We start from the raw sequence: 19,518 nt of genomic DNA, 5'->3' as shown, positions 1-19,518 counted from the left end.
CTAGACCCTCACCCCGAAACCGACTTCCGTCCGGAGTCGGAAGGTCATGTGCTCCACGAGCACGGGATCGGAGGAGTGGAAGACCGGGCGAGCGCCGTCGCTGCGACGCGCCCCTGCCACCAGGGCATAGGGCGGCCCCTCTCCGTACCGCACCACCCAGGTCGTCTCGACCGAAACGTCGGGCGGAAGCGGCAGGCCGGTCACGGACGGGCCGTTCGGAATCGTGTCGCCATCGGTGGCGATGAATACGTCGGTGGCGGTCTCGGTGTCGCCGAGGAAGGTCAGAGGCGCCATGAATGCGCTGCGCTCGCGCCCGGGGGCCAGGAAGAGCAGGCCGCGATCGCGGGGGCGACAGGTCAACTCGCCAATCAGCAGTTCCGCGGTTTCGGGAATGAACTCCGGCGGCATCCAGGGAGCCTGCGCGAGCACTCGTTCACCGATCTCGGCCAGGGGCGTATTCGCGCGAATGCCCAGCGTGTGCACGATGCTCTCGCGTTCAGCGGTCGCGCCCGCCCCGGCTGCGGCGAGCAGGTTTTCGAAAGTTTCGCCATCGACTGGATAGCTGGCCACTCCGACCGTGGGCTTGGCGTCCACGCCAGACTCAGCAAAGACGTCGGCCAGGCGCTGGGCAATGCGGCGCTTGAGCACCACTCCCCCCAGGGGATCGGTGTCGGTCACCAGGATCCAGAAGCGCCGGGAGTTCTCACTGGTCAGGACGTCGGTACTGCGCAGTGTCCGCTTCACCGCGGAGACCAGAGCAGGCAGTACCTCCTGGCCCGTCACCGGGTCAAAGCCCTCCAGAGCCACCGACAGAATAGACAGACGCCGACCAAAGCGGTGCGCCTTGTAGACTTCGATCTGGGCTACCTCATCGAAAAAGGTCCGACCCGGCAGACCCGTGGCGGCTTCCCTGAAACTGGCCACGCGCAGGCGCTCGAATTCCGAGGCCTTCTCGAGCGCGAGAGCCCCGACCTCACCGAGTTTGGTGCAGGCATCGAGTTCCCGAACCCCGAAGCCTCCGGCCGCGCGGCGGGACAGCCGCGCAATACCCGTCAGGCGGCCCGCGCGATAGCACGGCACGTAGAGGCGCTCGGCACAGCGCGTCTCCGCTCCTTCGCCCGGCGGTGGATCGAGAACGCCGCGACCGGAGCGCAGCTCCTGGTCGACGCTCTGAGGCTGCCCTGGCCAGTGCTCGGGCTCGTACTCGCCGTTGAGCTGTCCCCGCGTGCAGGCCCGCACAAACGCACCTTCGGCGCCGCGCTTGACCCAAAGAACTCCGTCTTGCGCGGCGCTTTCCAGACACAACTGCTCGAGCAGGGCCTGTGCCGTCTCCTCTGAAGTACGCAGCGCCAGAAGACCGAGAGCGCGCTCGATCAGCGAAACGCGGCCCATGAACTCCAGATTCTCGGTCAGCAGCCGGTCCATGTCGGTGTGTGTCTTGCGCTGCTCCAGCGCATTGCCGACGGCCTGAAGCAGCGACTCGCGACCGATCGGCTTTTGAAGATAGTGCGCAGCGCCGGCCTTCATGGCCTCGGGCACTCGATTGGCGTCGCCCGCGCCGGTCACGGCGAACACGACCAGATCGGGGAAGCGCTCGCGCATCTCCCGGATGAACGCGTTCGGTTCGCCCTCGGGCATGACCAGGTCCAGGATCACCAGATCGAAAGGGCCCTGCCGCTCGAGCAGAGCCCGAGCGGTCGCCTGTCCGTCCGCGGAACAGACCTCGTAACCCTCCTCACCGAGAAGGCCTTCGAGGAAGTTCCGAAAATAGAGCTGATCGTCGATCGCGAGGATTCGCGCCTTGGCAGCCAAAGATTCTCCCCGGGCCGCGGAGAGAGGACACGGCCCTGCCCCTGTCTTTTCGGACCGCGCGGGGAATTCTTTCGCGCTCGGTGCGGCTTTCCTACCCGAGTTGCACCGGCGTTCTAACGCAACGGAAGTGAACCGCTGGCGCAATCCCCTTCCGCCACTCCGAGCAGCGAGTGCGGCGTGGCTGCGGTGACGTCGATGTCGCATAGAACCCCGCGAACCATTGGGCTCGTGGCGGTGAAGTTGACGACGCGATTGTACGGATCGCGCCCCTGTCGTCGTTCCCCGCCTCGCCGACTGGCGCCGTCGACCAGTACGGTGGTGCGTGAGCCAACTCGCGCCTGGTGAGCCTCCAGGGTCAGACGCTTTTGCAGAGCCTGAAGCCGCTCGAGCCGGTCCTGAGCTTCGTCGGGCTCGACAGACTGGAGGCCGCGGCGCTGGGCCGGTGTCCCTGGACGTTCTGAGTACTTGAAGGAATAGCTATCCACGAAACGGACTTCTGACACAAGGCTCAGCGTTTCCTCGAACTCGCTTCGGGACTCGCCCGGAAACCCGACGATCAGATCGGTGCTGATCGCGAGATCCGGTCGGGCCGTGCGCAGAGCCTCGGCCGTGCGCAGATAGTCTTCGCGCGAGTAGCGTCGACTCATCGCCTCCAGCACTCGCGTCGATCCGCTCTGCACGGGCAGATGGATATGCGGGCAGAGTTCGGGAACCTCGCCGTAGGCGCCGATCAGATCCTCGGTCATGAAGATCGGATGCGGACTCGTGAAGCGGACGCGCTCGATACCGGCGATTTCGGCCACTCTCCGGATCAACGTCGCGAAGCGCAACTCGCCATCGACCCGACCCGGGCGCGCGCGACCGTAGGCGTTGACGGTCTGCCCGAGCAGCGTGAGTTCGATGACACCCCGATTGGCCAGCGCCGACGCCTCGGCCAGGATCTCTTCGCTCGAGCGACTGACCTCGCGCCCGCGCGTGGCAGGTACGATGCAATAGGTGCAGAAAAGGTCGCAACCCTCCATCACTGTTACGAAAGCCCGCCCGGAATTGCCGGCCTGAAACTCCGGGTGTCGCTCCGGCAATTCGAAGCGGGCCTGGCGATCGTCGTCGTAGTCGACTCGCAGGCTGCGCTCGCGGGCGATGGCGCTCTCGACCATGGACGGGAGGTGCACCAGGTTTTGGGGCCCAAACACGAAATCCAGTTTCGGGAAGCGCTTGAGCAGCGCCCCGCCCTCCTGTTGCGCCACACAACCGCCCACGCCGACGATCAGGTCAGGACGCTCGTCCTTCTGGGCCAGCAGGGATCCAAGCTCCGAATAGAGCTTCTGCTCGGCTTTGTCGCGCACGGAGCAGGTGTGGATCAAGACGACATCTGCGCCATCAACAGAGGAGACCGCTGCATAACCCTCGTGGTGCAGCAGATTCGCCATCTTCTCAGCGTCGTGCTGATTCATCTGACAACCGAAGGTCCGTATGTGAAATCTTCCCGGCATTTCGTGCGCAGCTTAGCTCAGCGCTCCCTCAAAACGCCCTCCGCGGGCAGAACTCCTGGCCACTCGTCTGCTCGACCCCACCGGCAACAAGGGGTCCGACCGGACGGCTGAGAACCCGATTTCTTTATCTTTTTCACGAATTCCAGTTCCAGGACCCGTGTGACTCCCAGGGCCGCCCCCCCCCAATTTCCGTTTGGAATCCAACCCACTTCGGCCAGAAACTCAATAGAATCGCGGGCTCCCGAGCCCACCCTTCGATTGAAACTGGACCCCGAAAAGCGATTGACATCCCTGAAAGCCAGTGCATAATGTCATTCAGCGTCGGGTGAGGCAGCTTTGAGCAGGCCCGACCGGAGGAAACGATTCTTACGGAGAAGGCGGTGGAGACGACATTTCTGCTTTGAAATGTCCAACCTCTCACCCCCCACAAGTCACCACCGCCTCTCCGACCCATCAACGGCCCTCGACTGAAAAGTCGGGGGCCGTTTTTCGTTGGTCGTTCCGGCGCTTTGCTCGGGTGTTCTCGCGTGCAACGCGAAGCCTCGGTATGCGAGCTTCAAGCGTCACCTTCGGTCCCGAAATCACAGGATGAGCTTGTCCACCAATCTCGAGAGTTGCTTGAGGTTTCGACACTCCTCCGCAACATCGGTGTAAGGCAGGTACTTGTCCATGACACTGTCCCCGAATCCCCAGGCACCCGGTGATTCGGGATTGATCCACAGAACGTTCTTCGCCTTGTTGTGCACATCGCGCAGGCACCAGGCCCGCGGATCGTTGTAGTTGTTGCGGGCATCACCGATCACGACCACGGTCGTGCGCGAGTCCACCGATGCGAGGAAGTCTCTCCAGAATACGTGGAACGCCATGCCGAAGTTCGAGCGCGTGTACGGATTGATCACGTCTCCGCCGTCGAGCGCCATGTCGATCGCTTCATAGATGTCGTGATCCTTGAACAGCGGGGTGACTTCGCCGAGTTCTGCCACGAACACGAAGCTGCGGATCTTGGTGAAGGCGTCCTGTAGGCCCCAGATGAACTGCAAGAAGAATCGGGACACGTTCGCGACCGAACTCGACACGTCACACAGAACCACCAGCTTGGGCTTCTCTTTCTTGCGCTGGCGGAAGACCAGCTCGAAGGGCACCCCTCCGTGGGCCATGTTCTTGCGCATCGTCGTCTTGAGGTCGAACTTGCCGCGCTTCTGACGCTTGCGCCGCATGGTGATGATGCTCTTCATCTTCTGCGCCAGGCGGTTGACCACCTCGCGCAGCCTGCGCAGATCTTCCTCGGTCAGGTTGTAGAAGCTCTTCTCCTCCAGGCTCTCCCTGCGGAAGCGCTCCAGATAGTCGTGATTCTGCTTGTCGAGTTCGCGCTCGGCGTACTGGCGCACGGCCTTGCGCATGGCGTCCTGGACCGCGGCTAGAAGCTCCTCGAGCTGCTGCAGGCGCTCCTCGGGGAAGCCCTCTTCCCGCAACTGCTCGATCAGATCGCGCAGCTCGCCCCCGGCGGACTCCATGTTCATCTGCTCCATCATGCGCCGGCTGAAGAAGCCGATCTGCAGCATGTTGCGGATGTTCTGGATATCGGCGCCCTCACCGGCCTCACCGATCATCTGCTCGAGCGCGCTGGGATCGATCGAAAGCAGCGCCTGGGCCAGTTCCGAGAGATCGACGTCCATGTTCTCGAGCATCTCGCGCAGCTGCTCCAGCAGCTCTTCGGGGTCGAAGTCCCCGGACATTCCGGCCATGGCATCGGAGAGCTGATCCCGGAGCTGGTCGTGAAACCCCGACCAGTACAGATCGAAGAGACGGTCGTAGGTGTCGATATCGTCGGAGCGCTTGACCATGGTGGTGCGCAACGCGTCCTTGAACAGCTCGCGATCCTCCAGCGGCATCTCGTCGAGCGCCGTGAAGGCATCGAGCGATTCCGCCACCGAAACGCGGACGCCCGCCTTTCGCAACAGGTTCGTGAACTCGACAATCTTGTTCTGCATCATGGCTGGCGGCCCTCGAAGGGAACGGCAGACGGCCTGGAATTGGCCGTCGACTAGTGAAGGATGCTTTTTTTGGTGCCGGACGAGTCGTCCGAAACGACCTGTGGCTTCTCGGCCTGCGCCTCGGCCGCCTTCTTCTGCAGCAAGGCACCGAGTTCGCTCTGCGCCTTGGCGATATCGCCCTGGTGCTTGAGAATGACCGCGAGCGTGTCGTTGACCATGTCGGAATCCAGAGATTCGGCGTTGAGCACCATCAGTGCGCGCGCCCAGTCCAGGGTCTCTGCAATCGAGGGAGTCTTCTTCAGGTCGAGTTTGCGCACCCGCTGGATCAACTCGACGATGTCCTCGACCAGACGCTTGCCAATGCCGGGCACCTTGAGTTCGAGGATGCGGATCTCCTCTTCCTCGGACGGAAAGTCGATGTGCAGGTGCAGGCAGCGGCGCTTGAGAGCATCGGTCATCTCGCGCGCGTCATTCGAGGTCAGGAAGACCAGCGGCATGTTCACCGCCTTGATCGTGCCGATCTCGGGCACGCTGACCGTGAAATCGGACAGGATCTCGAGCAGGAAGGCTTCGAACTCCGGATCGGACTTGTCGACCTCGTCGATCAGGAGCATCACAGGCTCCTCGCTCGTGATGGCCTTCATCAGCGGGCGCGGAACGATGAAGCGTTCGCTGAAGAACACATCGTCCTGGCCGCCGATGCGCTCGGCCGCCTCCTCGAGGCTCGTGGCGCCTTCGATCACCTCGCTGACTTTGTCGCGCAACATCTGGGTATAGAGCAACTGCTTGGAGTACTCCCACTCGTACAGCGCCTTGCTCTCGTCCAGACCTTCGTAGCACTGCAGGCGGATCAGTTCGCGTCCGAGGGCTGCGCCCACGACCTTGGCGAGTTCGGTCTTGCCCACGCCTGCGGGCCCCTCGACCAGAACGGGCTTCTGTAGCTTGCTCGCCAGGTAGACCACCATCCCGATGTTCTTTCCGGCGATATAACCCTGTTCCAGAAGGCGCTTCTGTACGTCTTCGACTGTGTCAAACATCTTTCATCCTCCAGCTTGCGCTCGCGGCAGCTCCGCTTCGGTGTTCTCCGACTGCACGGCATCCACCGCGCGAGCCAGAAGTTCCTCGAGCCACTCCCGCCGCATTCTTTGGTAGCGAATTCCGTAGTCGACGATCATGCACCGGTAGACATCGGGCTCCCGGAGTTCTAGATCCTCGAGAACTTTCTTGAGTTGTTCCTCGCAACGCGAGACTTCGTCGATCTTTCCGCGCACCCGGGCCGCGACGCGGCTCGATTCCAGATGGCGGAAGAAATTGCACTTCTGCAGGAAGTCCTGCTTCCAGAAGAAGTCGAGTTTCTCGGGCGCTTCGCAACGCTCCTCGCCTCCAAGCCAGGCGAAGAAAGCCGTTCGCCCCGAATCGGTGACGCGGTACAGGTGCTTGTTCGGGCTGCGCTCCTGCTTCACGACCTCTTTTTCGATCCAGCCCAGACCCGCCAGACGGCCGAGCGTCGGATAGAGCCGCCCGTCGTTGACGTCGAGTTCCTCGCAGAACTGCTCCTCCAGGGACTTCTTGATCGAGTATCCGTGGCTGGGGGTATCCAGCAGGACGCCGAGAATCGTGTACGCGAACGACATTTCAGCCCATCAAGCTCAAGAGATGCCCGAGCTTTTCCTGTTTCGCGCGCAGGTAGTCCATGTTCTTGGAATTGGGCTGCGCTTCGATCGGCACCGTCTCGACGATCTCCAGCCCGTAGCCTTCCAGGCCCGCCCGCTTCGCCGGGTTGTTCGTCAGCAGTCGCATTTTCGACACGCCCAGGTTGACCAGGATCTGCGCACCCACACCGAAGTCTCGCGCGTCCACGGGAAAGCCCAGGCGCACATTGGCTTCGACCGTGTCGAGACCTTCGTTTTCCTGGAGTCCGTAGGCGCGAATCTTGTTGGCCAGTCCGATGCCTCGACCCTCTTGCCGCATGTACAGAAGGACTCCCGAGCCTTCCTCCTGGATGCGCTTGAGCGCGGTCTGCAATTGCTCGCCGCAGTCGCAGCGCAGCGAGCCGAATGCGTCACCGGTCAGGCACTCACTGTGAACGCGCACGAGGGTGGAATGTTCGCGATGGATCGTGCCGCACACGAGTGCGACGTGGTCCACGTGGTCGATCTCGTTCTTGAACACCAGCGCGCGAAAATCGCCAAAACTCGACGGAAGAGTCGCTTCAGCTGCGAGTTCTACATGAGTCTCGGTGCGCAGTCGGTACTTGATCAGATCGGCGACCGTCAGGATCTTCAGGTCGTGTTCCTTCGAGAAGCGCTTGAGGTCTGGCATACGCGCCATGGTTCCGTCGTCATTCATGATCTCGCAGATCACGCCGGCGGGCTGGAGTCCGGCGAGGCGCGCCAGATCCACCGAGCCCTCGGTCTGGCCCGTGCGCCGCAGGACGCCCCCAGGCTTCGCGATCAGCGGAAACACATGGCCCGGCCGGGTCAGCCCCCTCGGGCCGGATTCGGGGTCCATCGCTACCTGGATGGTGCGCGCCCGGTCCGCTGCCGAGATGCCCGTCGTGACGCCCTCGCGAGCCTCGATCGAGACCGTGAACGCGGTGCCAAACGGCGTGTCGTTCTTGGAATCCGGCACCATCATGGGCAGATCGAGCGCCAGGGCCCGTTCCGGCGTAAGGGTGAGACAGATCAGGCCCCGCCCGTACTTGGCCATGAAGTTGACATCTTCCGCCGTACACTTCTCGGCCGCCACCATCAGATCGCCCTCGTTCTCGCGATCCTCGTCGTCGGCCAGAATGATCATCTTCCCGGCGCGCAGATCGGCCAATGCCAATTCGACCCGCTCGCGGACTTCGTCCTGATTCTGGGCTGGAGCGGCTTCTGCCTGCCCCGCCGAGTGCCCTTTCGGGCCGCCTAGGTTCGCCATCGTCCTCCCGGCGCAGGGGTATACCTAGACAGTAGGTACCCCGCTGAGGCGAGATTACCCGGCGGCCGATTCCCGTGTCAAACGAGTCGATCGACCTGGGCCACCCGCAGACTGCGCCCATCGGCCACGAAAGCCCGCCGCGCAGCTTCGAGCAGCGACCTGCGCGTGTCGTCGTCACCGGCGAGTCGGGCGAGTTCGGCGCGCGCGAGGTCGAGTTCGGGCTGGAAGATCTTCATATCCGAGGTGTCGATCAGCGGCTGGATTCGCTCTGCCATTTTCTCACAGTGGGGTACGGCCCGTGCTCCGAGGATCAGAGATCGGGTCTCGAGCCACGAGATCGACTCGAAGAGGTCTTCGGCAGCCCCGCTTTCTTCGAAAAACCCTTCCTCACCCGAATTTCGCTCGAGGTAGACGAGGGCCTCCTCGACACGCCCACAATGGAACAGGCCGCTGGCACGGGAGTGAACGGCGACGCCCTCGGCGAAGCTCACGATTCGCTGGAATGCGGCGAACGCATCGGCGACCTGGAGCAACTCTTCGCCGCGCTTTTGAGAGCGCAGCACGAGCCCGAGGGTGACCAGGGGCAACTGCCCGTAGGTAGGGCCGAGAGTCTCCGCGTACTCGACACCGCGACGCGCGGCCGCCTCGGCCTTGCCCAGATCTCCGCACAGGTACGCCAGGTTCGCCTGATAGGACGAGAGCGAACACGATACGAGACTGTCCCCATCCTCGAGCGCCAGCCTGCTGGTTTCGAGCAAGCCTTTTTCGGCCTCGGCGAAATGTCCCTGCAGACCTCGTGCGTACGCGCTCTGCGCCGAAAGGAAGAGCTGACTGCCGTAACCGTTGAGGCGTCCTGCTTTTGCGCGATCGGGCCCGCAGCGGGCGAGCCCGGCTTCGCTCACTTCCAGACAGCGGTCAAGATTGCCGGCCGTCAGGTACGCCCAGCCGAGCCGCTGGTGGACCATCGCGAACAGTTCCAGGTCCTCCGTGTCGGCGACCAGGGGCAGCGCCTGCTCGAGGGTCTCGAGTTGCGCCTCGGCGCTTTCCAGACGCAGAAGCAGAAAAGAGTAGCTGCCCAGCAGGATCACCTGGGCGCGCACATTTCCGCTGGCGCGGGCGAGTTCCATCCCCTCGCGCTGGATCTCGGCGGCTTCCTCAATCTCGATCTCCGAGCCCCATCCGGCGAGCAGGATCCGGGAGATCGAGTGTTCGTGAAGCGCACGGGCTTCGGGCCCGTCGAGCTGCCGGCACAGCGCCCTGACCTTCCGCCAGGTGCGACTGGCGGGTTCGGGATCGAGATGGGCGAAATCACCGGCGGATTCCGCAAAGCGCTGCGCGGCGGCCAGAGTTTCTCCAGCCTCTTCGAGGTGCTGGGCGATCAGGGCTACATCGGCATTGCGCTCGGCAAGTGCGGCCGCGGTCGCGCGATGGAGCGAGGCTCGCTTCGTTCGAAGCTGTGTTCGATAGGCGACTTCGTGGGTGAGCGGGTGTTTGAACGCGTACTCGGTCTCCGGATAGACGGCTTCCTCGGTGATGAACTCCGAAGAGCGAAGCACCGCCAGGGCCTCGCCGAGTTCGCTCTCCTCACAATCGAGCACCTTCGCGAGAACGAGTCCGCCAAACTCCCGACCCACGACCGCGGCCGCCTGCAACACTTCCTTCTCGCGCTCGCCGAGTCGGTCGATGCGCGCCGCCAGCACGCTGTGAACCGTCTCGGGAATCGCGACCTCACCCGCATCCGATCGCAAGCTATAGGCCCCGCGATCGCCCTGCAGGACCTCCGCCTCCAACAACCCCTGCACGAGTTCCTCGGCGAAGAACGGGTTGCCGCCTGCGCGTTCGAGAATGCGCGCGCGCAGTGCGGCCAGGCTCGAGTCTGTGCCGAGCAGCCGATCGACGAGCAGGGCCGAGTCGGCGGCCGTGAGTGCGCGCAGGGGAATACGCAGGTAGTCCGAGGAATCCATCCAGTCCGCTTCGTACTCGGGCCTGAAGTTGCACAGCAGGACGGTTCGCGTACCCGCCGCCGCCTCTGCCAGTTGGGAGATGAACAGATCGGTCTCCGGATCCGCCCAGTGCAGGTCGTCGAGCAGGAAGAGCGCGCACTCTCGCTCGCTGCGGGCGCGGGTGATTTCGCGCAGGAAGGCCGCCGTCTGCTGTTGTCGAACCTCCGGCTCGAGCCTGGGAGCGGGCCGCTCCGGATCGGGAACCCCGCAGTCCTCGAAGACCAGCGGCAACATCTCCTGGAAACTCGGGTTCAGCAGAACCAGGGTTCCGGCGATCTTGCGTCGCGCCTCGGCCGGGGTGTCGTGCTCCGAAACTCCGAGAAAGCTCTGGCTCAACTCGCGCCGGCCCACGCCAGAAAGACTCATTCCGTGGGGCGGGCAGTGGGCGGTGTAGATCGGAATACCCCGAGCGGTGGCGCTTTCCACGAACTCGGCACACAGGCGACTCTTGCCGATGCCCGCTTCGCCCACCACGCCCACGATCTGGCGTTGGCCCGCATCGGCGCGATCGAGGGTGCTCTCGAGCATCTGCAACTCGTCGACACGGCCCACGAAGGCGGTAAAGCCACGCGCCCGGGAACGCTCGAGCCGAGTGCGCAGGGCGCCGACCTCTTCGAGTTCGAACAGAGCGACGGGATCCTTCACGCCCTTTACCTGTGTGGTTCCCAGGTCGCGCAACTGGAAGTAGCCCTCCACCAGTCGCGCCGTTTCGCCGCTCAGACACGCGCGGCCCGGCGCGGCGAGCGTCTGGATGCGCGCCGCCAGGCCCACGACATGCCCCTGCGCGGTGTAGTCCATGCGCAGGTCGTCGCCGATCGTGCCCACCACGACCTCGCCGGAATTCAAGCCGATGCGTACGGCAAAGCTATGACCCTGTCGGCGCAGTTCGTCCGCGTACTCGTCGACCGCCGCGCGGATGCGCAGCGCCGCATAACAGGCGCGCTGGGCGTGGTCCTCGTGCGCGAACGGCGCGCCAAACAGCGCCATCACCCCGTCCCCCGTGTACTGGTTGACCGTGCCTTCGAAGCGGTGGATCCCCTCGGAAAGGATCCGGAAGAAGCCGTCCAGGATGCGATGCCACTCCTCCGGGCCGACGCCCTCCGCGAGATCCATCGAACCCTTCACATCGGCGAACAGAACCGTCACCTGCTTGCGCTCCCCTTCGAGCGCGCTGCGCTGCCGCAGAATTCGCTCGGCCAGATGGCGAGGCGTGTACTCCCGAGGAGAGCGTTCAGGTGCCTGCGCAGGCGCTGCGGAAGCACCCGTCGCCACTGCGGAGTCGCCCAACGCCGCGCCGCACTGCCCGCAGAACGCAAAGCCGGCTGGATTCTCTCCTCCGCAGCCGGGACACGCCGACGCGAGCGAAACACCACAACCGCCACAGAAGCGCATCCCGGGCGGATTTTCGAACTGGCAAGCAGAGCAATTCACGCGCACAGGGTACCGCGAGTCAAGCGGGAGCGTGAGCCCGGGTCCCTACCGGCCCCTACCAGGTGTCGATCATCGGTCGCTTCTTGCCAGTTCGCGGCGGCGGTTTTGGGGCCGCGAGCAGCGCCATCGTGATCCACTCCCTGCTCGCGGCGGGATCGATCACGTCGTCGATCTCGAAGAAGGTCGCGGTACTGACCGCCTTTCCGTTCTCGTAGAGTCGGGCCACCATCTTCTCGTACAGGGCGATGCGTTCCTGCGGATCTTCGATGGCTTCGAGTTCCTTGCGGAAGCCCAGCTTCACGAAGCCCTCGAGACCCATGCCACCAAACTCGCCGGTCGGCCAGGCGACCGTGAACAAGGGCACCCGGAAACCGCCGCCCGCCATGGCCTGAGCGCCCAGGCCGTAGCCTTTGCGCAGGACGATCGTCATATGGGGAATATCCATGCTCGCCGCAGTCACGAACATGCGCGAGGCATGGCGAACCGTCGCATCGATTTCGGCCTGGGGTCCGACCATGATCCCGGGCGTGTCGCACAGGAAAAGCAGCGGAATATCGTGCGCATCGCATAACTGCATGAAGCGAGCGCCCTTGTCCCCGGCGTCCGCGTCGATGGCCCCCGCGAGGTGATGCGGATTATTCGCAATCACGCCGATCGGCCGACCTTCAATGCGCGCAAGAGCGGTCACCAGTCCATCGCCCCAGCCGGCGCGGATCTCCAGCACCGAGTCGACGTCGCATAACTTCTCGATCACCTGGCGCACATCGTAGATGCGCAGCCGGTTCTCGGGAATCAAATGACGCAGTTCGCGCGGATCGTGCGCCTGCCAGTCGTCGAGCGGACCCTGGAAGTAGGACAGATACTTCTTGGCGACTTCGACGGCTTCCTCTTCGTCCTCGACCAGGATGTCGATCACGCCGTTGGGGTACTGGACGTCGACCGGACCGACGTCTTCGGGCCGGAAGACCCCGAGGCCACCGCCTTCGATCATTGCCGGCCCGCCAACGCCGATGTTCGATCCTCGGGTCGCGATGATGACGTCACAACATCCCAGCAAGACGGCATTTCCGGCAAAACAGCGACCGTTTGTGATGCCGACCAGGGGCACGAGCCCACTCAGCCGGGCGATGTAGTAGAAGGCCCAGCAGTCCAGGCCCGAACCGCCGATTCCATCGGTGTCGCCGGGGCGTCCTCCGCCGCCCTCGGCAAACAGGACCAGGGGCAGGCGATTGTTCTCTGCGACCTCGAACAAGCGGTCCTTCTTGCGGTGGTTCTGCGCGCCCTGGGTTCCGGCCAGGACCATGTAGTCATAAGACATGACGACCGCCTGACTGGCCTCGTCGCCAAACAGCGAGCCGTTGACACTGCCGATTCCCGCGACCATGCCATCGCCCTGTGTATTGGCGATCAGGTCTTCGAGGGAGCGACGCTTGCGTTGCGCCGCAACCATCAGGGGGCCGTACTCGACGAAGCTGCCTTCATCGACCAGTTGCGCCAGGTTCTCGCGCGCGGTGCGATTCCCGCGACCGTGACGCTTGGCCACGGCTTCGGGTTTGTTCTCGTCGTAGCCGACGGCGTGGCGATCGATGACCTCCTGAAGGTCCTCGCGAATCGCGTCGATGTCGACCCGCCCCACGGCTTGCGCACGATCGACGTCGACTTCGGCTTCCTCGACAAAGATCAGGGGATGGCCTTCGAAGACCGCATCGCCCTCCCGCACGTCGATCCGACGCACGAGGCCGTCGCAGTTCGCGCTCACGACGTGCTCCATCTTCATGGCTTCCATCACCAGCAGGGCTTGGCCGGCCGCAATCGCATCGCCTTCGGCGACGTCGACCGAGACAATCGTTCCCTGAAGCGGAGCCGAGACCGCAAGACTGCCTTCAGGGCCCGCGATCGGCGAAACTACCGGAGTCGGCGCGGCGGTAACCTGTGGCGCCGAAGATTCCGGCGCCGTTTCGCCGTCGACCGAGCCGTAGCGCAGCACGGCCAGCGGGTCGCTGCCGACCTTGACGCCCGCGAAGCCGGGCGCCGGGGCGGTCTGCGCAGTGCCAGCGGAAAGCCTCTGCTCGTGTTCGGTGACGGTTTTCGCGAGTTCGGAAGCGTGTTCCTCGATGTAGCGCGTCGTGACCTGATTCGTCTCAATCTCCGAGCGTTCGAGCAGCGCTTTCAGATAGCCGAGGTTCGTCGGCACACCATCGATGCGGAACTCGGCCAGGGCGCGGCGCATGCGTCGAATCACATCGGCATAGCTGCCCGAAGGCGAGTGAGCGATCAGCTTGGCGAGCAGGGAATCGAAGCTGGGATTCGTGGTGTAGCCGACGAAACCGCAGGAATCGCTCCGGACGCCCGGCCCGCTCGGCGCTTCGAACGCGAGCAGAGTTCCCGAACTCGGACGCGCCCGACCTTCCGGGCTCATGGTCTCCGTATTGATGCGGCACTGAATTGCGTAACCGCGGGGCGGGGAAAGCTGATCCTGCGCCAGCCCGAGTTCGGCGAGTCCGGCTCCGCAGGCAATGCGCAGTTGACTCTGCACCAGGTCCAGCCCCATGACTTCCTCGGTGACGGTGTGCTCCACCTGCAGGCGGGCATTCGTCTCGATGAACGCGGTGACCGCCGAATCATCGGCATCGACCAGGAATTCGAACGTGCCCAGGCTGAGATAGTTGGCGTGCCGGGCCATGCGCAACGCCGCGCTCGCCAGCCGCTCGCGGATTTCGTCCGCGAGCGTCGGGCTCGGTGCGATCTCGACCAGTTTCTGGTTCTGGCGCTGGAGCGTGCACTCGCGCTCGCCCAGTTGACTGACCTGCGAACCGTCGCCAATGATCTGGATCTCGATGTGTCGGGCTCGTTCGATCAGGCGTTCGACATAGACGTCGGAATTTCCGAAGGCCGCACGCGCCTCTCCCTGGCAGCGTTCGTAGGCCGCATTCAGGTCATCCCCCGCGCGCACCGGGCGCATGCCTCGACCGCCCCCCCCCGCAACGGCCTTGATCATCACCGCACCGTGCTCATCCAGGAAAGCTCGCGCCTCGTCCAGGCTGGTGGCATGCCCGGTGGCCGCGATCAACGGCACATCGAGCTCCTGGGCGAGCGCCCGGGCGGCCAGCTTGTCTCCGAAGAGTTCCAGTTGCCCGGCCGTGGGCCCCACGAAGGCGATTCCCGCGGCCTCACAGGCGCGGGCGAGTTCGGCGTTCTCGCTCAGAAAACCGTAGCCCGGATGCAGCGCGTCGCAGTCGTTTTCGAGCGCCGCCGCAACCACTCCCTCCACACTCAGATAGGCGCGCGCACCGCGCCCCTGGAGTGCGACGGCGCGATCCGCAATCCGCGTGTGCAGGGAGTCGGCGTCGTCTTCGCTGTGGATCGCCACACTCTCGATCCCCAGCTCCGCCGCCGCCCGAGCCACGCGAATCGCCACCTCGCCGCGATTCGCGACCAGCAACTTCTTCAGATCCATCCCTTCGCATCTCCTCGATTTCCAGAGGCCCGACGGCTTCCGGTTTTGACATCGTAAGTGACATGAATATAAAAAGGGGGGAACGCCAGATCAGGAGAGCGAAGATGGAAATCAGGGACCGCATTGCAGTCATCACCGGAGGAGCCAGCGGAATCGGACGCGGCCTCGCGGAGCGTTTTCACGCCGACGGAGCCCGACACATCGTGGTCGCCGACCGGGACGAAGCCGGAGCACAGGCCGTCGCCAAGGAAGTCGGCGGAACGGCGTTCGGCATCGACGTATCCGATGAGCGCGCGATCCGCGAGCTGGTCGAGCAGACCGAGAGCAACCAGGGTCCCATCGACCTGTTCGTCTCCAACGCCGGCTTCGTCACGATCGGTGGGCTCGAAGCTCCGGTGGAAGACCTGCAACGCATGTGGGCAGTCCACGTGCTGGCGCATCTGTACGCGGCGCGAGCCGTCATCCCTGGAATGGTAGAGCGCGGTGGCGGCTACCTGCTCAACACGGCTTCCGCAGCGGGCCTGCTCTCCCAGTTCGGGTCCCTGCACTACGCGGTCACCAAACACGCCGCAGTCGCGCTGGCTGAATGGATCGCAATCACACACGGACATCAGGGCATCAAGGTGTCGGTGCTCTGCCCGCAAGCGGTAGAGACGAACATCGGCTCCAACAGTCCAGACGCCGACAAGATGAAGGGCGCAGGCGGCGGAGTCGCCGCTGGGGATGGCGTACTACAACCCGTGGACGTCGCCCAGGTCGTCGTTGACGCGTTGCGAGAAGAGCGTTTCCACGTACTGCCTCATCCCGAAGTCCGCGAATACGTGAAGCGCAAGGGCGCCGACGTGGATCGCTGGATCGGCGGCATGCAGCGCTGGCAGGGCAGTATGTTTCCCAAGGACCTGCACCCCGCAAACCTGCTCACCCGCAAGTAGTCAGAAAGCGAGCCCATGCCCATTTATCCGCGACCCGAACAGATCCAGGCGTTGCTCAAATCGGACTTCGAGGGACCGGTCGACATGCTCAATCTGCTCATCTTCAAGGAGCGGGCGGAGTACGAAGACGGTCGGGAAACCAATCTGACCGGCCAGGAAGCCTACGCATTGTACGGCGAGAAGATGATGCCGTTCGTCGCCTCGCACGGTGGGAAGTTTCTGTACGGCGGCGCTGCACGACACTTGATGATCGGAGATGGGGATCTCGAGTGGGATAGCGTCGCGGTCATGCAGTACCCGTCGAAGGAAGCCTTCGTGAAGATCGCGACCGCGCCGGAAGTCGCCGAGTTTGGCGTTCACCGAACGGCTGGATTGGCCCATCAGCTCCTGGTGGCCTGTTCCGGAACTTTTCTCTGATCCAAGGCCGGGTCTCGGCGCAGAGCGAGCCCGCTAGGAATTCGTCTCTTGCTTGGGCTCTTCGAAGTGCTTTAGCACTCCGTGGAGGAATTCGGCTTCGCTGATGCCGAACTTCTTGCCGAACGAGTGGATCTTGTCGAGGTGGCGGTACAGACGCACGAGCAGCGCTTCGCAGGTCTCGATCACGCCCTCCCCCTTTGCGGCAACGGCCGGGACAGTCGGAATGCCCGTGCCATCCCAGGCCTGGCGGACTTCTTCGAGAGTCTTGATGTCGTCCAGATCGCGCTTGTTGAACTGTACGACGAGTGGGATCGTGTTCACGTCCAGACCATTGGCGCGCAGGTTCGACTCCAGGTCCCGGTACGAATAGGCATTGGCCGCAGCCGAAGAACGCTGCGAATCGGCGATGAAGGCAACTGCGTCCACACCCGCCAGAACCACGCGGCGGGTCGAGCGATGCAACACCTGCCCGGGGACCGTGAACATCTTCAGCTTGATCTTGTAGTCACCATCGCCACCCAGCTCTACGGGCAGGAAGTCGAAGTAGAGCGTGCGATCGTCCTGTGTGTCCAGCGTGACCATCTCGCCGCGCGCATGCTCCATGAGCTTCTTGTGAATCATGCGCAAATTTGTGGTCTTCCCCGACAGCGCGGGGCCGTAGTACACAATCTTGAGTGTGATCTCGCGCGTGTCGAGGTTAAGCTGAGACATCTCACCCGTACCAGGGATAAACCATCGATCGTATCGGCGGACCCAGGCAGCGGATTGAGCAGGCCGAGCGCGTTTCAAGAGGCATTTCGAAAAGCATTCCGATACTTGTTCGGAAACTCGCTGCGAATTCAGCTAGACGCTGTACCCGACACGAATCCGTCGAGCAGCAATCGAGCTGCCCGCGGAGGCGTGAGTTCGCGCGTTTCAACCTGACGCTCGATCTCGGGCAGACGACTTGCCACCTGCGGGTTGCCGCGGAACTCGGCATGCAATCCCTCCTCGAGCAGACGCCAGAGCCAGGATCGGGCCTGTGTGCGACGCCTTTGCTCGAGTTCGCCAGATTGCGACAGGACCGCCCGGTGCTCCTCGACGATCTTCCAGAACTCATTGATGCCATCACCCGTCAAAGCGCTCACCAGGAGCACTCGCGTGACCCAGTTTTCCGATAGCGAGTGCAAGAGCGAGACGGCTTGCTCGTGATCCGCCCGGGTGCGCTCGGCGGCGAGTTTCTGCTCGCCGTCGGCCTTGTTCACGACGAGAACATCGGCGAGTTCCAGCACGCCCTTCTTGATGCCCTGAAGCTCGTCACCGGCTCCCGGCTGGAGCAGAACGGCAAACAGATCGACCATGGAGCGCACTTCGACCTCGGACTGCCCCACACCGACGGTCTCGACGATCACCACATCAAAACCGGCAGCTTCGCAGACCAACATGGCCTCGCGTGTACGGTGGGCGACGCCTCCCAGTGTACCTCCCGATGGCGTGGGTCGGATGAAAGCTGCGGGCTCCCGCGAGAGGCGCTCCATGCGCGTCTTGTCTCCCAGGATGCTACCGCCGCTTACGGGGCTCGAGGGATCAATGGCCAGAACGGCGAGCGTGAGTCCGCGACTCACCAGTTCGAGTCCCAGAGTCTCGATCAGGGAACTCTTTCCGACGCCGGGCGCTCCCGTGATGCCCAGGCGCAGCGCTTGACCGGTATGCGGCACGAGCGCGTCCAGTACGTCCTGCCCCAACTCGCGGTGATCTGCGCGCTTGCTCTCGAGCAATGTGATGCAACGCGCGACCGTGCGCCGGTCCCCGGCGCGCACGCCCTCTACATATTCACGTGGGCCCAGCAGGCCCCGGCTCATGAGTGCCGGTCTCGGACGGCCTGCAGTACGTCCCGCGCCGCGCCGGGAATCGCCGTGCCCGGACCGAACACTTCTGCGACGCCCGCTTCCCGGAGGAATTCGTAGTCCTGCTTCGGGATCACACCACCGCACACCACGACGATATCGCCGCCGTCTTGCGCCTTCAGTTCGCGGATCAACTCGGGGACCAGGGTTTTGTGACCGGCGGCCTGGGTCGAAACACCGACCACGTGCACGTCATTCTCGATCGCCTGGCGAGCGACTTCTTCTGGTGTCTGGAACAACGGCCCCACATCGACGTCGAAGCCCAGGTCGGCGAAGGCCGTCGCGATGACCTTCGCGCCCCGATCGTGTCCGTCCTGGCCGAGTTTCGCCACCAGGATGCGGGGCCTACGGCCCTCTGCATCTGCAAACTCGCCAATCTCCTTCTGGAGTTTGTCGAAATCCGCGTCCCCTCGATAAGCCGATGCGTACACACCTGAAACACTACGGATCTGAGCGCGGAAGCGCCCGTACACCCGTTCCAGAGCCTCGGAAATCTCACCCAGCGTCGCGCGAGCGCGCGCGGCTTCGACCGCGAGCGCCAGTACGTTCTGGTCCTCGCCGGCCGCTCCCTTCTCCAGCGCGCGCATGGTTTCGCTGTAACGCGCTTCGTCTCGTGTCGCGCGAATCCGCTCGAGACGCTCGATCTGGCGCTCTCGCACTTCGCGATTGTCGATGTCCAGGAGTTCGACCTCGGTTTGCTGGTCGATCTGGTACTTGTTGACCCCAACCACCGTGTCTTCACCGCGGTCGACGCGAGCCTGGCGGCGTGTCGCCGCTTCCTCGATGCGCATCTTGGGCATGCCCGCTTCGATCGCCCTGGTCATGCCGCCCAATTCCTCGATCTCGTCGATCAGTTCCTGCGCCTCGGCGGCGATCGCATGCGTCAGACTCTCGACGTAGTAGGAACCGGCCAGAGGATCGATCACCTTCGTAATGCCGGTCTCCTCCGCCAGAATCAACTGCGTGTTGCGCGCGATGCGCGCAGAGAATGGCGTGGGCAAGGTGACGGCTTCATCGAAACCGTTGGTGTGCAGTGACTGGGTCCCACCCAGCACGGCGGCCATCGCCTCGATCGTCGTGCGCACTACGTTGTTGTAGGGGTCCTGTTCCGTGAGGCTCGCCCCCGACGTCTGCGAATGCGTGCGCAGAGTCATCGAACGCGCGTCCTTGG

Annotated in this window: 13 protein-coding genes; 2 read left to right on the top strand and 11 right to left on the bottom strand. The window is 63.8% G+C overall.

The window, feature by feature from the left end:
- The 8 genes from GY725_16715 to GY725_16680 all read right to left on the bottom strand — a co-directional run bounded on the left by GY725_16715 (position 1) and on the right by GY725_16680 (position 15,112).
- Positions 1–1,812: a response regulator gene (locus tag GY725_16715; GenBank protein ID MCP4005835.1), complete on the bottom strand. Its 1,812-nt coding sequence runs from the start codon at positions 1,810–1,812 to the stop codon at positions 1–3.
- A gap of 113 nt (positions 1,813–1,925) precedes the next feature.
- On the bottom strand, positions 1,926–3,305 hold the full coding sequence (gene miaB / locus GY725_16710; GenBank protein MCP4005834.1) for a tRNA (N6-isopentenyl adenosine(37)-C2)-methylthiotransferase MiaB: 1,380 nt from the start codon (positions 3,303–3,305) through the stop codon (positions 1,926–1,928).
- 581 nt (positions 3,306–3,886) lie between these two features.
- Positions 3,887–5,299 carry a VWA domain-containing protein gene (locus GY725_16705; protein ID MCP4005833.1) on the bottom strand — a complete coding sequence of 471 codons (1,413 nt, stop codon included), beginning with the start codon at positions 5,297–5,299 and terminating at the stop codon, positions 3,887–3,889.
- Between the two features lie 50 nt (positions 5,300–5,349).
- A complete protein-coding gene (locus tag GY725_16700) occupies positions 5,350–6,336 on the bottom strand; it encodes a MoxR family ATPase (protein ID MCP4005832.1) in 987 nt (328 codons plus the stop codon).
- Positions 6,337–6,339: 3 nt separating this feature from the next.
- Positions 6,340–6,933 (bottom strand): hypothetical protein, encoded by a 594-nt coding sequence (locus tag GY725_16695; protein ID MCP4005831.1) that lies wholly within the window; start codon positions 6,931–6,933, stop codon positions 6,340–6,342.
- A gap of 1 nt (position 6,934) precedes the next feature.
- Positions 6,935–8,221, bottom strand: coding sequence for a bifunctional 3,4-dihydroxy-2-butanone-4-phosphate synthase/GTP cyclohydrolase II (locus GY725_16690; GenBank protein MCP4005830.1), 1,287 nt, complete (start codon positions 8,219–8,221; stop codon positions 6,935–6,937).
- Positions 8,222–8,298: 77 nt separating this feature from the next.
- A complete protein-coding gene (locus GY725_16685) occupies positions 8,299–11,616 on the bottom strand; it encodes an AAA family ATPase (protein ID MCP4005829.1) in 3,318 nt (1,105 codons plus the stop codon).
- A 94-nt stretch (positions 11,617–11,710) separates the two neighbouring features.
- Positions 11,711–15,112 (bottom strand): carbamoyl-phosphate synthase large subunit, encoded by a 3,402-nt coding sequence (locus tag GY725_16680; GenBank protein MCP4005828.1) that lies wholly within the window; start codon positions 15,110–15,112, stop codon positions 11,711–11,713.
- Between the two features lie 104 nt (positions 15,113–15,216).
- Here GY725_16680 and GY725_16675 point away from each other — a divergent pair, with 104 nt between their 5' ends.
- On the top strand, positions 15,217–16,044 hold the full coding sequence (locus GY725_16675) for an SDR family oxidoreductase (GenBank protein MCP4005827.1): 828 nt from the start codon (positions 15,217–15,219) through the stop codon (positions 16,042–16,044).
- Between the two features lie 15 nt (positions 16,045–16,059).
- Entirely contained in the window at positions 16,060–16,461 is a 402-nt protein-coding gene (locus GY725_16670) for a DUF1330 domain-containing protein (GenBank protein MCP4005826.1), read from the top strand.
- Between the two features lie 33 nt (positions 16,462–16,494).
- On the opposite strand, the gene GY725_16665 is transcribed toward GY725_16670, so the two are convergent.
- The 3 genes from GY725_16665 to GY725_16655 form a co-directional block, all read right to left on the bottom strand.
- Entirely contained in the window at positions 16,495–17,172 is a 678-nt protein-coding gene (locus tag GY725_16665; protein ID MCP4005825.1) for an MglA protein, read from the bottom strand.
- A 128-nt stretch (positions 17,173–17,300) separates the two neighbouring features.
- Positions 17,301–18,302: a methylmalonyl Co-A mutase-associated GTPase MeaB gene (meaB, locus tag GY725_16660; protein MCP4005824.1), complete on the bottom strand. Its 1,002-nt coding sequence runs from the start codon at positions 18,300–18,302 to the stop codon at positions 17,301–17,303.
- Positions 18,299–19,518 (bottom strand): methylmalonyl-CoA mutase (locus tag GY725_16655; GenBank protein ID MCP4005823.1); only part of this gene is annotated, 1,220 nt, incomplete at its 5' end. The genes meaB and GY725_16655, both read right to left, overlap by 4 nt.

The sequence above is a fragment of the bacterium genome, assembly GCA_024226335.1.
GTDB lineage: Bacteria > Myxococcota_A > UBA9160 > SZUA-336 > SZUA-336 > JAAELY01.
This window is presented reverse-complemented; position numbering and strand designations above follow the sequence as displayed.

Excerpts from the sequence above, each read along its gene's own strand:
- miaB (MCP4005834.1), bottom strand. The coding sequence starts at position 3,305 with ATGCCGGGAAGATTTCACATACGGACCTTCGGTTGTCAGATGAATCAG.
- GY725_16705 (MCP4005833.1), bottom strand. The coding sequence starts at position 5,299 with ATGATGCAGAACAAGATTGTCGAGTTCACGAACCTGTTGCGAAAGGCG.
- GY725_16700 (MCP4005832.1), bottom strand. The coding sequence starts at position 6,336 with ATGTTTGACACAGTCGAAGACGTACAGAAGCGCCTTCTGGAACAGGGT.
- GY725_16695 (MCP4005831.1), bottom strand. The coding sequence starts at position 6,933 with ATGTCGTTCGCGTACACGATTCTCGGCGTCCTGCTGGATACCCCCAGC.
- GY725_16690 (MCP4005830.1), bottom strand. The coding sequence starts at position 8,221 with ATGGCGAACCTAGGCGGCCCGAAAGGGCACTCGGCGGGGCAGGCAGAA.
- GY725_16685 (MCP4005829.1), bottom strand. The coding sequence starts at position 11,616 with ATGCGCTTCTGTGGCGGTTGTGGTGTTTCGCTCGCGTCGGCGTGTCCC.
- GY725_16680 (MCP4005828.1), bottom strand. The coding sequence starts at position 15,112 with ATGGATCTGAAGAAGTTGCTGGTCGCGAATCGCGGCGAGGTGGCGATT.
- GY725_16675 (MCP4005827.1), top strand. The coding sequence starts at position 15,217 with ATGGAAATCAGGGACCGCATTGCAGTCATCACCGGAGGAGCCAGCGGA.
- GY725_16670 (MCP4005826.1), top strand. The coding sequence starts at position 16,060 with ATGCCCATTTATCCGCGACCCGAACAGATCCAGGCGTTGCTCAAATCG.
- GY725_16665 (MCP4005825.1), bottom strand. The coding sequence starts at position 17,172 with ATGTCTCAGCTTAACCTCGACACGCGCGAGATCACACTCAAGATTGTG.
- meaB (MCP4005824.1), bottom strand. The coding sequence starts at position 18,302 with ATGAGCCGGGGCCTGCTGGGCCCACGTGAATATGTAGAGGGCGTGCGC.